The sequence below is a fragment of the Vibrio sp. B183 genome (assembly GCF_000740665.1).
In the GTDB taxonomy this organism is placed as follows: Bacteria; Pseudomonadota; Gammaproteobacteria; order Enterobacterales; family Vibrionaceae; genus Vibrio; species Vibrio coralliilyticus.
In genome coordinates this window covers 386,752-399,588 of sequence record NZ_JPQB01000005.1, presented here as the reverse complement: position 1 = coordinate 399,588, position 12,837 = coordinate 386,752, and the positions used below count along the sequence as shown (strand labels likewise).

At 44.4% G+C, this 12,837-nt stretch carries 11 protein-coding genes and 1 pseudogene; 10 read left to right on the top strand and 2 right to left on the bottom strand.

The annotated features are described in order from the left end of the window. The first annotated feature begins 66 nt into the window (after nt 1–66). Nucleotides 67–978 (top strand): DMT family transporter, encoded by a 912-nt coding sequence (locus IX95_RS07500; RefSeq protein WP_038158345.1) that lies wholly within the window; start codon nt 67–69, stop codon nt 976–978. A gap of 4 nt (nt 979–982) precedes the next feature. On the opposite strand, the gene IX95_RS07495 is transcribed toward IX95_RS07500, so the two are convergent. Further along, nucleotides 983–1,582: an alpha-ketoglutarate-dependent dioxygenase AlkB family protein gene (locus tag IX95_RS07495; protein ID WP_051912493.1), complete on the bottom strand. Its 600-nt coding sequence runs from the start codon at nt 1,580–1,582 to the stop codon at nt 983–985. A gap of 190 nt (nt 1,583–1,772) precedes the next feature. On the opposite strand from IX95_RS07495, the pseudogene IX95_RS07490 reads away from it, so the two are divergent. The 8 genes and pseudogenes from IX95_RS07490 (at nt 1,773) to gntR (ending at nt 10,079) form a co-directional block, all read left to right on the top strand. Further along, nucleotides 1,773–3,145: pseudogene (locus tag IX95_RS07490) on the top strand (diguanylate cyclase). 85 nt (nt 3,146–3,230) lie between these two features. Further along, nucleotides 3,231–3,665 (top strand): Mpo1 family 2-hydroxy fatty acid dioxygenase, encoded by a 435-nt coding sequence (locus tag IX95_RS07485; protein WP_038158343.1) that lies wholly within the window; start codon nt 3,231–3,233, stop codon nt 3,663–3,665. Between the two features lie 272 nt (nt 3,666–3,937). Then, nucleotides 3,938–4,954 (top strand): TRAP transporter substrate-binding protein, encoded by a 1,017-nt coding sequence (locus IX95_RS07480; protein ID WP_038158341.1) that lies wholly within the window; start codon nt 3,938–3,940, stop codon nt 4,952–4,954. A gap of 65 nt (nt 4,955–5,019) precedes the next feature. After that, complete coding sequence (locus tag IX95_RS07475) at nt 5,020–5,577, top strand: TRAP transporter small permease subunit (RefSeq protein WP_019274236.1); 558 nt, start codon at nt 5,020–5,022, stop codon at nt 5,575–5,577. Next, entirely contained in the window at nt 5,570–6,886 is a 1,317-nt protein-coding gene (locus IX95_RS07470; protein WP_038158338.1) for a TRAP transporter large permease, read from the top strand. Before IX95_RS07475 ends, IX95_RS07470 begins: the two co-directional genes overlap by 8 nt. 85 nt (nt 6,887–6,971) lie before the next feature. Beyond that, nucleotides 6,972–7,472: a gluconokinase gene (locus IX95_RS07465; RefSeq protein ID WP_038158337.1), complete on the top strand. Its 501-nt coding sequence runs from the start codon at nt 6,972–6,974 to the stop codon at nt 7,470–7,472. Further along, a complete protein-coding gene (gene gndA, locus IX95_RS07460; RefSeq protein ID WP_038158335.1) occupies nt 7,469–8,962 on the top strand; it encodes an NADP-dependent phosphogluconate dehydrogenase in 1,494 nt (497 codons plus the stop codon). Before IX95_RS07465 ends, gndA begins: the two co-directional genes overlap by 4 nt. 115 nt (nt 8,963–9,077) lie before the next feature. Then, entirely contained in the window at nt 9,078–10,079 is a 1,002-nt protein-coding gene (gene gntR / locus IX95_RS07455) for a gluconate operon transcriptional repressor GntR (RefSeq protein ID WP_019274240.1), read from the top strand. 284 nt (nt 10,080–10,363) lie between these two features. On the opposite strand, the gene IX95_RS07450 is transcribed toward gntR, so the two are convergent. Then, nucleotides 10,364–11,893, bottom strand: a complete 1,530-nt coding sequence (locus tag IX95_RS07450) for a DUF3612 domain-containing protein (protein ID WP_038158333.1) — start codon at nt 11,891–11,893, stop codon at nt 10,364–10,366. A gap of 161 nt (nt 11,894–12,054) precedes the next feature. On the opposite strand from IX95_RS07450, the gene IX95_RS07445 reads away from it, so the two are divergent. Next, nucleotides 12,055–12,630 carry a malate synthase gene (locus tag IX95_RS07445; RefSeq protein WP_006960573.1) on the top strand — a complete coding sequence of 192 codons (576 nt, stop codon included), beginning with the start codon at nt 12,055–12,057 and terminating at the stop codon, nt 12,628–12,630. Nucleotides 12,631–12,837: the final 207 nt, after the last annotated feature.

Sequence of the window (12,837 nt, the reverse complement as noted above, 5' to 3'; positions counted from 1 at the left end):
GTAAATATTACTCGTTTTTTATTTCTGCTTCAGACTTCTAAACTTAGCAGCAAATAGGGAGGAGTTATGCCAAATCAGTTGTACCCAGTTTTATTCATGTTGTCTTCAACATTCAGTTTGTCACTAACCGGACTGTTTTCCAAATTTTTAAGCGAGCATTTTGATGCTAACCTGCTAAGCTTTCTGCGTTTTATCTTGCCTGCGATGGTGCTCCTTTTGATGTTTATTGGCAAAGAAGTAAGATGGCCAGACCGCAATGAACAGGTCCCTCTTTGGGTGAGAGCGCTTTGCATTGGTGCATGTCAGGTGTGCTTTATCTATGCACTACAGCATCTGACTCTCGTTGAGAGTGTTGTACTGTTTGGTACAGGGCCATTATTTATTCCAGTGTTAGAAAAGCTTATATTTTCTGTTCACTTGAGTGTCGTTAATATTGTGGGGCTTGTGACTACGTTTACCGGGGTCGTTTTGTTAGCGGGTGATGTCAGTGGCTTCAATTTCAGACCAGAACTCCTGATTGGCCTTGGAGCTGGGGTGTTTAATGCGGGGTCGCAGTTGAGCCTATACCGCATCAGCAAGAGTAGATTGAATGCGTTTGAAATCAACCTATGGACTTTCCTCTATGCTGCTGTGGTGATTACTCCGCTTTTAGCGCTGAGTTTAGTCAATAATCAAACTATGTATCAGCCTGCTGGAACTAATCCTTGGCTTATAATAGCGGTGCTTGGTGTTCTGGCGTTCCTGATCATCAATACTCAAGTATTTCGCTCAAAAGCCTACAAACTAGCAGAGTCCGGATCTCAGTTAGCACCACTCATTTTCACCAACTTATTGTTTACCGCGCTATGGCAAGTACTGTTCTACAAAGAAAGTTACAGTGTGTACCAAGTGTTAGGCCTTTCGCTAATTATCATTGCTAACGTAGCCTGCGTACTGTTACCAAAGTGGTTGAAGAAAAGTAATTTAAAAGTAGCGTAAGAAATTAAAAAATGGTTCTGAACGTGAGATTGATACGTTCACCTATTGATTGATTGGTTTTGGGTAAGCTGTGCTTCCAGTGGTGTTGCATTTCGCCGGCCATGATGAGCAAGCTACCATGGCTAAGCTCAATATCATGGTTTTTTCCTGTATGTAGGTGTTTGAGAGCAAATCGTCGTGTAGCTCCAAGGCTGAGAGAAGCGATAGTAGGGTTTTGTCCTAACTCGGGCTCATTGTCTTGATGAGCCCCCATCGAATCCTGGCCATCGCGATATAAGTTAAGCAATACTGAATTGAATCTTTGGTTGGCGACGCCTTCGCATCGAGACTTCACGGATTGCAATCTTTCCGTCATTGGCATAGCAGGCATCGTTAAGCCAGAGTAGGAATAGGATTTATCTCCGTACCAAGCTTGCAAACGTGGTTGTAGCACGCTACGTCCAAAAAGCTGTATTCGCTCTTGTGTCCAAGGTGTTTCTATTTTGAGTGAAGTCATCAGTTCGTCGGCTTCATTGGATGGAATAAAGTTGTCTAACCACAATAATCGACCATTCGGTAAGTCGATCCATCTTTGTTCATAAGGTAAGTCTTCAAACAAATCCAAAATTCACTCTCTTATCAATAATTTTATCTTTAACCGATGAAAACTCACTCAAGTTAATGTAGTTTTTATATAAGTGCTAAAACAATAGCCATAATAATAATTATATACCTCTAACGGGTTAGGAATAGAGGCATTACTACTCATCGGTCTAACAAACATGATTTTTTCGATGAGCTTTTGTGGGGGTGGAATGAAGTATCGCTTTGGCAATCGATGGTCAGTGTTCTTGCTGGCTTTTACACTTTTTTCTTTGGCAGTTGGACTTATCGAGTCTATCGATCGCAGTCAAAAGAGTTTTTTGAGAGATAGCTTGTTGGACCGCGCTAAAGAAGAGTTGTCTATTGTTCGTTCAGAGCTAGAGTCAGCTATCGTATACGACATATTCGCCGTTAACGATATATCGGCGTTAGTCGCTTCTAACCCGAGTTTCGAATATTCAGGTTGGGATTTATTGCTTCCAGCATTATGCGCAAAGCGAGCCACGTTACTATCATCGGCTTGGCGCCTGATGATGTCATCAAATACATCTACCCGTTGGAAGGCAATGAGAAAGCACTTGGGCTTGATTATCGAACAGTTCCAAGTCAGTGGCGAACGATAAAGAAAGCCCGTGAGGTTCAGGAGATCTTTATTGCTGGTCCTGTCAATTTGGTTCAGGGGGGAAGGGCGCTTGTTGCTCGCATACCTATATTTACCGATCCGCTATACAACCGTGATTACTGGGGAGTATGTAGTGTTGTAATCTCATTGGAAACCTTGTTTATCGATGCTGGTGCTGAAGAGTTTTCTTTTAAATACAATTTAGCAATGCGTGGAATAGACAGCTCGGGATTGGATGGAGAAGTTTTTTACGGCTCGCAGAGCACTTTTGATAACGCATTTGCCACCGAAACGGTCCACTTTCCATACGGCAGTTGGATAATAGCTGCTTCCACTAAGGATGATTTGCTTCGACACAGTGAGTGGTACCGAGTCCATGCAGTTCGCTTGCTAGGGTATCCAATGGTGCTGGTTCTGCTGATTGCCTTTGTCACCATTTTTCGCCTATATCAAGCTGCAGATCGACGCTCCCTTCACGATGAGCTAACGTCGTTACCTAACCGTCGTTATTTTATGTATACCCTTGAAGGTCATTTTGACGCAGTCTCTCATTCTGGAAAAGGTGAGGCATTTGCGATCCTCAATGTTGATCTTGATAAATTTAAGCAAATCAATGATACCTACGGCCACGCAGCGGGGGACAAGGTATTGATTGCGGTAGCGGAGCGAATTAAAAGCGTACTCAGGGCTTCAGATGTGGTGGCTCGCATTGGTGGGGACGAGTTCTTAATTATGCTGCCAAGGATGTCTTCTATTGAAGATGTTGATGTTCTAAACATTGAGCTACAGAAAGCCATTTGCCATACGCCGGTCATTTTTGAGCAGCACCTCATCAATATTCATGTAAGTGTTGGTTTTGCTTTGTATAGCGCAGACTTTAAAGATGTTGATGACATGCTTAAGCTCGCCGATGTCCGAATGTATGAAGAGAAACGTCGACAGGCTCAGCGTAGCGGATTGTAGTCACGAATCTTTGATTGCGTATCGGCACTTACTCTAATTTCATGCTATAGACAATACTATAAGATGATGATTTAGAGGGATAAGAATGCGAGATCTGACCCAGTGGCTAAGCGATTATGGTGAGAGTCATCAAAATCCAGTTAACCAGAAAATCCACAAAGTAGCAGTGCCGGGGATTTTCTTATCTATTGTCGGCTTAATCTGGTCAATTCCATCGATTTCGTTTTTCGGTTTTACCCTAAACTGGGTTTGGGTTGCGATGCTACCTGTCATGATTTTCTATTTTAAACTGTCGCTGAGCGTGTTTCTAATGATGCTTGGTTTTACATTGGCGTGTATTTCTTTGGTTTGGTCTTTGGAAATTCTTCAGGCGCCCGTGCTCCTTGTTTCGCTGATCTTATTTGCCGTATTGTGGATGTTGCAGTTTATTGGGCATAAAATTGAGGGTAAGAAGCCTTCATTCTTTGAAGATCTTCTTTTTCTTCTTATCGGTCCTGTCTGGGTATTTCGCCAGAAATAGCACACCCTTCTTCAACAAAACGTTTGTCTCTAACAGTTCTTCAACTGTTGGGGGCGTCGTATGTGTTTTAGATCACACTTCTTCTGCTCTTAAGGCTATCTTGCTATTAACAAAATTGAAACTTGTGACTTTTGTCATGGAAAACGTTTTCCTGTTACCGGTAACATTTGTATCAAAGTTACCGGTAACATAAAATAACAATCCGGTCTCATCCCGGGCAGCTAGACTAGGCTGCATTGGAGTACATGAAACAATCTAAGGACACCCCTACTATGAAAGCGATGACAAAACCTTTGCTTGCTGCCACTTTGACAGGACTTTTTGCGACTTCGGCCTTGGCCGCTGACTTCAAACTGAAGATTCAGTCTTCTGACCCATCTGGTGATTTGAACTTTAAAGTTCAACAAAAATGGGCAGAGCGCGTAGAGAAAATGTCGAATGGCCGAATTGACATCGACCTTCTACCAGTAGGGGCAGTGGTGAAACACACTGAAACTTTAGGCGCGATCAAAATGGGTATTCTAGATGGGCAAGTGACAGCAACTGGTTACTTCTCGGGTAAGGATCCTGCTTTTGGCCTAATTGGCAACATGGTCGGTGCATGGTCAGATACGACCCAGCTTCTGCAGTACATGAACTACGGTGGTGGTAATGAACTGATGACTGAGCTTTACGCACCATATGGTGTGAAGTTTGTTGGTGCTTCAACAACGGGCGTTGAATCCTTCATCTCGAAAAAGCCGCTCAACGGTGTCGATGATTTGAAAGGTTTGAAATTACGTGCGCCAGAAGGTTTGGTTCAGCAAGTGTTCGCCGCTGCCGGTGCAACGCCTGTAAACCTACCTGGCTCTGAAGTCTTCACTGGTTTGAGTAAAGGTGTTATTGATGCAGCGGACTATACGGTATTTTCAACCAACCAAAAAGCGGGCATGAATGATATTGCTACGCACCCAGTTCAACCGGGTTTCCACTCATTACCACTGATCGATATTTCTGTATCTCAGAAGAAATGGGACAAGATGCCTGAAGACTTACAAACTATTCTTCAAACTTCAGTCCGTGATTTTTCTTACGACATGACAACTCAATTGAAAATGGCGGATCAGGCTGCAGTGAAAGAAGCGCAAGCGAACCCATCCATCACTATCCATAATTGGTCTGACGAAGAGCGTAAGAAATTCCGTGAAATTGCTAAGTCTCAATGGAAAGTGTTTGCTGAGCGTTCACCAAATGCGAAAAAAGTGTATGACTCAGTGACAGTTTTCCTAGAAGAAAACGGCCTTCTTTAAGCTGAACATGTGTTCTAGCTTCTCTCAGGAGGGCTTAGCCCTCCTTCTTTTTGGAATTGATTGGTATGAATGACAACGTCCCACATCCACCTCAACAGCAGGATGAGCAACCGAGAAACTTTCTCGACAGAGCCATTATAAAAATCAGTAATTTGCTTAGCTGGTTATTCATCTTCACAGTATTTATCTCGTTTTATGAAGTTCTGATGCGTTATGCCTTTAACGCGCCAACGACTTGGGTTCACGAAACGGCGTCCTTCATTGGTGGTTCACTGTTTATTGTTGGAGGTATCTATGCCTTTGCTGCTAATAAGCATGTGCGAGTGGTATTAATTTACGATTCTGTGTCCGAACAGACACGTAAATACCTCAATATTGTTCACCATCTCGTGGGGCTGGCATTTGCTGGCATGCTGGCTTACGCGTCTTTTGCGATGGCGAAAGAGTCTTGGTATGCCCCGTGGGGTGAGCTTCGCCTTGAAACATCGGGTTCTGTACTGAATGCACCTTACCCAGCTTTACTCAAGGGCCTGATTTTTGTCGTCCTTTGTATTCTTGTTATCCAGTTTGTCTTACACCTCATTCAGGAAGTTATGGGGCTAAGGAAGAATAACGATGTTTGATTTATCTTCTATTGGCATCGCATGGGGTAGTGTACTCATGCTGGTGATGATGATTGCCTTGCTGCTCACAGGTATGCAGTTGGCCTTTGTCACAGGCTTTGTCGCCATTTTCTTCACTCTTTGCTGGTTTGGACCAGATGCACTGCCTTTGATCGCGAGCCGGACTTACAGTTTTGCTTCAGGTTATGTGTTCCTTGCTGTGCCTATGTTTGTTCTCATGGCTGCGCTGCTTGATCGATCAGGCATTGCCAGAGACTTGTTTGACGCGATGAAATCTGTCGGCCGTAAAGTACGCGGTGGTGTGGCTGTGCAAACCTTGCTGGTGGCGGTTCTTCTAGCCTCAATGTCAGGCGTGATTGGTGGAGAAACGGTCCTGCTTGGTATTCTTGCTCTGCCGCAGATGCTACGTCTTGGTTATGATCGAAAATTAGCGATTGGTACCACTTGTGCAGGCGGCGCACTGGGCACTATGCTTCCACCAAGTATTGTTCTGATTATCTATGGTATGACGGCGAGTGTATCAATCGGTGATTTGTTCAAGGCTTCTTTCTTACCTGCATTTATTCTTGCTGGCTGCTACATCGCTTACGTATTACTTCGCTGTAAGCTCAATCCTTCATTAGCCCCTATTCCAAGTGATGGTGATGAAGAAGATGAAAGGCAAGTTAGCTACTTCAAGGCTCTGTTTTTCCCGCTGTTGTCTGTAGCGGTTGTCCTTGGGAGCATTTACACTGGTGTCGCCTCTGTAACCGAAGCTTCTGCACTGGGCGTTGTGGGTATTATGATTTCAGCAATCATTCGCGGTGAAATGAGTATCAACATGCTCAAAGAGAGTACGATCGCGACCATGCGCACTTGCGGCATGATCATGTGGATTGGTATTGGTGCGAGCGCATTAGTTGGAATCTACAACTTAATGGGCGGTATCGACTTCGTTGAAGAAGTCATTCTTGGCCTGAGTGGCGGTAGTCCTCTCGCAACATTGTTGATCATGATGGTAGTTCTGCTGGTTCTCGGTATGTTCCTTGACTGGGTTGGCGTTGCACTGCTGACTATGCCGATTTTTGTGCCGATTATTACCAGTTTAGGGTATGACCCAGTTTGGTTTGGTGTGGTGTTCTGCCTCAATATGCAGGTTTCATTCTTATCGCCTCCGTTTGGGCCGGCAGCATTCTATCTTAAGTCCGTCGCACCAAAAGACATCAGTTTAGGGGAAATCTTCAGCTCACTGTTGCCATTTATTGGCCTGCAGATCTTCGTATTAAGCCTAGTGATTATGTTCCCAGATCTCGCTATGTGGTGGAAATAACCGCAAAGCATTTTGAATTAGTAAAGTATTGAAATTGGTATTCACAGCCTTCTGATAATTGGAAGGCTAAGGATAGTATTACCCAATGAAAGTGAAAAAAATATTAGTAATGGGCGTTTCAGGTTGTGGTAAGAGCCTGATTGGTAAAGAGATTGCCGATAAGTTGTCTCTGCCTTTTTATGATGGTGATGATTACCATCCAAAAGCCAATGTGGAGAAAATGGCGCAAGGAATTCCACTGGATGATTGCGACCGCTTAGGCTGGCTAGAAACGCTAAACCGAATTTACGTTGAGAATGATGCTGCGGTGATTGCCTGCTCTGCACTCAAACCAGCGTACAGAGATATTCTTCGTCGTAACAATCAGCAACTGGCTATCGTCTATTTGAAAGGTGACTTCGATACTATATGGTCTCGACACAAGCAACGTGCTAACCATTATTTTAATGGTGAGGCGATGCTCAAAAGTCAGTTTGAAGCCTTAGTTGAACCAAGCGACGATGAAGCTTTATTTATCGATATTGCGTCGGATGTCGATACCGTAGTGGAATCAGCGCTTATTGCGCTGAGGGAGCGAGCGTTATGAGCCAGTCAAACATTGCGATGATTGGCCTTGGTGTGATGGGTAAAAGCCTTGCGTTGAATCTACTTGACCATGGCTTTAATGTCACTGGGTTTGATATTGATGAAGCTAACCGTCAACGGGCTGCTTCGGAAGCGGATCTCGTTTCATGCATTGCCAGCAAAGGTCAATTTGTTGCGGCGTCGAATCTCTCTGAGTTACTGAAGAATTTGGAAAAACCACGTGTGATTGCCTTGTCTGTTCCAGCCGGAGAGGTTGTTGATAAGGTTATTGATGATTTACTCATTGCTGGTATCGATAGCGAAGATATTGTGATTGATACCGGTAACAGCCTTTGGACGGACTCTGAGCGCCGAGAGGCTCACTATCAAGGCAAATTGCGTTTCTTTAGTACTGCGGTTTCTGGCGGTGAAGTCGGGGCTCGAACAGGGCCGGCTCTTATGGCTAGTGGTGAGCCAGCAGCTTGGGAATATGTGCGTCCGATGTGGGAAGCGATTGCCGCCAAAGTGGATGAAAAAGGTCTGCCAGTCGGACAATTTGAACAAGGTGAATCATGTGCAGCATACCTAGGGCCTGCGGGAGCTGGGCACTACGTTAAAATGGTTCACAATGGTATTGAATACGCTGATATGCAGCTTATCTGTGAAGCGTTTCATTTCATGTCCGATGTTCTTGAGATGTCGGCTAGAGAAATCAGTGCAGTATTTTCAAGTTGGAACAAGGGTGGCCTCAATAGTTACTTGATGGAAATCAGCGCAGAGATATTGCAGACAGAAGATCCAGTAACAGGAAAACCGTTTGTTGATGTGGTGCTTGATAAAGCGGGCCAGAAGGGGACTGGTCTGTGGACGGCGGTGAACAGCCTACAAATGGGCGCTCCTGCACCGACCATTGCTCAAGCGGTATTTGCCCGAGCACAAAGTGCACAAAAGCAACTAAGAGTGAATGCGGCAGCAGTTCTGAAAACGCACACCAAACCTGCGGGTGGCTTCGACAAGCAAGCTATGCTCGATGAGCTACAGGACGCATTATACTGCGCCAAACTCGTGGTATACGCTCAGGGTTTTGACCTGCTGAAGACCACTTCTGTTGAAGAAGGCTGGAATCTAGATTTTGGTGATATCGCTAAAATTTGGCGAGCAGGGTGTATCATCCGCGCCATCTTTTTACAGGACATCACCAAGGCTTATCAAGATGAACCTGAGTTGGAACACCTTCTATTCGCTGATGTTTTTATTGAGCAAATAGCGCTGAGATCCTGTGGTTGGCGAAGCAGTGTGTCTAATGCGGCTATTCATGGCGTTCCAGTACCGGCTATCTCTTCTGCCCTGAGTTATTTCGACTCGCTCCGTCGCGGTGTTCTACCAGCGAATTTGCTTCAGGCTCAGCGAGATTACTTTGGAGCGCATACTTATTCCAGAGTGGATAAACCAGAAGATGAGAAGTTTCATTTAACCTGGAGTGAGCCAAACAAAACGCAACTCACGGTGTAAAAACAGAGCGTTCGCTGCAAAGCGAGCGCTTTTTTGTTATCTACACCAATAAATTCGTTTTGTTTTATGAGTAAAATGTTACCAGTAACATTAAGATCAGAAAGATACATCATCAATGGCCAATAAGAAAAAACGCCCTACGTTGCAAGATATTGCAGATAAAGTTGGGGTGACAAAAATGACGGTGAGTCGTTGTCTACGCGACCCTTCGCTTGTCTCTCAAGCAATACAGGAAAAGGTTAATCAGGCGGTGGAAGAGCTGGGATACATTCCCAACCGCGCACCGGACATTCTGTCCAATGCGAAGTCGAATGCTATCGGTGTGCTGGTTCCTTCCTTAACTAACCAGGTTTTTGCTGAAGTGATACGTGGTATTGAATCGGTGACCACACCAGCAGGTTACCAAACGATGATCGCACACTACGGCTACAGTGAAGAGCTTGAAGAAAAGAGCATTGCTTCTCTGCTGTCGTATAACGTCGATGCCATTATCCTCTCAGAGAATGTTCATACCGACAAGGCACGCAAGATGCTGGAAACCGCATCAATCCCTGTGGTGGAAATCATGGATTCATTCTCGCCTCGCATTGAGCAGGCTGTTGGGTTTGACAACAGGCTTGCGGCTCGTGACATGACAAAAGCCATGTTAGCGCAGGGAAGAGAGAACATTGCGTATTTTGCTGCGCGGATGGATGAGCGGACCCGACTAAAGATGGACGGTTATCAGTTGGCACTTCAAGAGCAGGGAAAAGCGCCAGTTACTCTCCAGACGGAGGAAGCTTCGTCGTTTACCTTGGGCGCTAAACTATTAGGTGAGCTTTTACAAAAGCACCCTGAGGTAGACGGTATCTTCTGTACCAATGACGATTTAGCCATTGGTGCTTTGTTTGAATGCCAGAGACGTGGAATAAAGATCCCAGAACAAATGGCGATTGTTGGATTTCATGGTCATGACATCAGTCAGGCAATGACGCCAAAACTAGCGACAGTGATTACGCCACGTGAAGAGATCGGCCAAGTTGCAGCACAGCAATTAATTCAACGCCTTAAAGGTGTTGAAAGCTGGAAAGCGAGTATTGATTTGGGATATCAAATCGAATTAGGAGAAAGCCTATAATTTGCAAAATGCATTTGTTTGATATTTGCATTTTGCAATCAAGTGCAATTTAGAAATGGATTATGCGTATGGTTTTCATGCATCTGATGCAGAAGTGAACAAAAACAATGGTTTTTATTGATAATTAAAGTTGGCACGCTTCATGCTTTAGTAGTAACGACCCTTATTAAGCCGAGGGTCACCTAGCCAACTGACGTTGTTAGTGAACCTTATTTTTGTTCACATTCATATATAGCCAATCACGATTATTGTGATTGGCTTTTTTTCTTTTAGGCCCTTACGACTCACATCAGTACATTTTCCTGACATCCGTTATAGCAGCTTGGTTTTCGAGGGCACACTGCGCCTCTGGAGCAGATCACCCTAGCGTCGGTCTGAATACCCCGCTCAATCCAGTTAATATTAAGAATCTTGGCAATCGTAGTGAACTCTCGTTGGATATGGCGAGGAATTGAAGCACTACCACCGTTATCAACACACAAAGATTTCAGTTCTTCGGCGATACTACGTGAATCACCACCTTGAGCATCGATCGCTGGGTTCAAATCGATGCCCGCGCAGAGAACCCGATTGTTGCCCGCAGGGTCTGTCATATTGACCGATTCACAGCAGTAGATTCTTGGCTCGTCACCAACATTGAGAATAGAGATTTGCGCTGAGCTGCCGTTTTGAGGCTCAGAAAGTCTTCTGAATACCGCCCAGTGCTGACATGGGTCGTTAACCTTGCGCATGTTTCCCCATGGAAGCGGGATGCCATTACCACGATAAACCGCTTTCAGCTTGTTCTGGCCATAGGCATCAAAGTAATGCCAGTGTGGATAAGGTGACACCACCGTCATTCGGCGCATTGCTACAGAAGGGGAAACCCCTGCTTTGAGGTGAACATCAATCTCGTAACCGCTACGGTCGAGCAACTGGCGGAAAGGCACCTTTGGACATAACAGAGCCCCAGCAAAAAAGCTCGATTCAAAATCTCGCCAGGCTTGTAAAATATCCTGAGAGTTTAGATCTGAGGTTGGTGCGGCTTGGTTGTGTTCTTCCCAGCTATTGGCGTGGCCAACAGACAAGACGCTCTTTAATCCCTCTTTACTATGAAGAACACAATGGCCGATGTAGACCGCCAAATCGTACTTCAGGCGAGTCGGGTATTGTTTCAGAATCTCGTTTAAATAGATAAAACCAGGCGGTTCAAAGAAAGAAGTGACAACCTGCTTTGCGCTAACTCCAAGCTCATCGACAATATCTTGTGGTGGACGCGACACCCAGCGGATGGTTAGCCCCATACTACGGGCAATATCCATCAGATCTTCAGCAGACAAATTAAGGCGTTTTAATCCGACTTCTTCTGCAGCTCGTTCTAGATCAGGAAAGTGGTTTTGGTTGCTCTCCTGATGGGCACGGATCAATAAGTGAGCAAACTGGCGGCCGGTAATACCGGTTTGAGAGAGCATTTCTGGAATAGCAATTTGTAAAATCTCGTTAGAGAAGAGGAAGCTTGGCTCAAGTGCCATTCCACTAATGCCACCTCTATTCCCTTTATCAGGTGTGATGTCGGCCTGCTCGGGTTCATCATCCAGAAACCAAGTTGGATCTTTTTGGAAGACTTCGGCGATGACCTCCAGCATATCAATACTAGGAACACGCTTTCCACGCTCAATCATTGATAGATAGGATACAGAAGGGGCGTATTCCGGATTAACTCGTATACAGCGAGCAGACAGATCTTCCATGGTTAGATGGTTGCGTTTACGTAGGTTTCGAATCTTGGTCCCTAAAAAGTGGGACTGACGAATTAGACTTTTTGACAGCATCATTTTGTAAAATTCACATTGTAAAATTTTTGTTGTGAAATTGTAGTCAAAATTTCACTAGTATACAAAGTAAGCAAAGTCACAAATCTGCAATCAGTTAAACGCAAGTTTGAAATATTTGCTCTAGGACAGAAAAGTTGTGAAATATCCGCGAGGGAAACACTATGAATATGCTTACTTTCGATAAAACAGAAATCCAAAAACAAGACAAGCCATTTATCGCTGAAGCAGTCTTCGCGGTAGAAAAGATGAATTCAAATCAAACCACCGAGAAGCAAGTAAAAGCAAAACAATTGCTAGATCGTCTATTCCCACTTGAGAGTGGTTCACATAAAGACGTTACCGCATACGTTATCGACTACCGCCATGTTATGGCGTATTTCAAAGACGGTAGCCACAGTGGTTTGAAGCACTCTAAACATTTTGTCGCTTACACGGGTGAGAAAGAAGACCCTGAATCTATCTTATTTAGAGATGGCACAGGCAGCCATGTTGAACTGACATTTGGTAATCACAAAGGAACAGGCTGTGTAGAGTTGGTTGAAATTGATGATATTCAGCTAGAGACCTGCACCATGTTTCCTCAGGAAAGCAGTGAAATTTCCGCAATGCGTCACTGGATCAGCTTGGTGAAGGGCGATGAAAAGGGTAAACCACGCGCATGTACTGAAGCAAAAGAGTATACGGCGAAGAATGGTGACGACTATGATTTGGAGTGTTGCTACACACTAAGTCGCTAATCTAACTACAATTGATTCTGTCATTAAAAGCTCCACATTATGTGGGGCTTTTATTATATCTGATGTTCTGTAAATTAATGAAATAAAAAGAAAAAATGTGACTGAAGGTCACGTGTCACTAATGATAGAAATGTGTCCGTTTTTAGGGGCATAAAATTATCATTTGTCGCTATCTGATTGTTTTGTTGATCACTTCTTGATCAAATT

What these genes read in the sequence shown, in the direction of transcription:
- IX95_RS07475 (WP_019274236.1), top strand. Translation starts at nt 5,020, where the DNA reads ATGAATGACAACGTCCCACATCCACCTCAACAGCAGGATGAGCAACCG.
- IX95_RS07500 (WP_038158345.1), top strand. Translation starts at nt 67, where the DNA reads ATGCCAAATCAGTTGTACCCAGTTTTATTCATGTTGTCTTCAACATTC.
- IX95_RS07450 (WP_038158333.1), bottom strand. Translation starts at nt 11,893, where the DNA reads ATGATGCTGTCAAAAAGTCTAATTCGTCAGTCCCACTTTTTAGGGACC.
- IX95_RS07485 (WP_038158343.1), top strand. Translation starts at nt 3,231, where the DNA reads ATGCGAGATCTGACCCAGTGGCTAAGCGATTATGGTGAGAGTCATCAA.
- gntR (WP_019274240.1), top strand. Translation starts at nt 9,078, where the DNA reads ATGGCCAATAAGAAAAAACGCCCTACGTTGCAAGATATTGCAGATAAA.
- IX95_RS07470 (WP_038158338.1), top strand. Translation starts at nt 5,570, where the DNA reads ATGTTTGATTTATCTTCTATTGGCATCGCATGGGGTAGTGTACTCATG.
- IX95_RS07445 (WP_006960573.1), top strand. Translation starts at nt 12,055, where the DNA reads ATGAATATGCTTACTTTCGATAAAACAGAAATCCAAAAACAAGACAAG.
- IX95_RS07480 (WP_038158341.1), top strand. Translation starts at nt 3,938, where the DNA reads ATGAAAGCGATGACAAAACCTTTGCTTGCTGCCACTTTGACAGGACTT.
- gndA (WP_038158335.1), top strand. Translation starts at nt 7,469, where the DNA reads ATGAGCCAGTCAAACATTGCGATGATTGGCCTTGGTGTGATGGGTAAA.
- IX95_RS07465 (WP_038158337.1), top strand. Translation starts at nt 6,972, where the DNA reads ATGAAAGTGAAAAAAATATTAGTAATGGGCGTTTCAGGTTGTGGTAAG.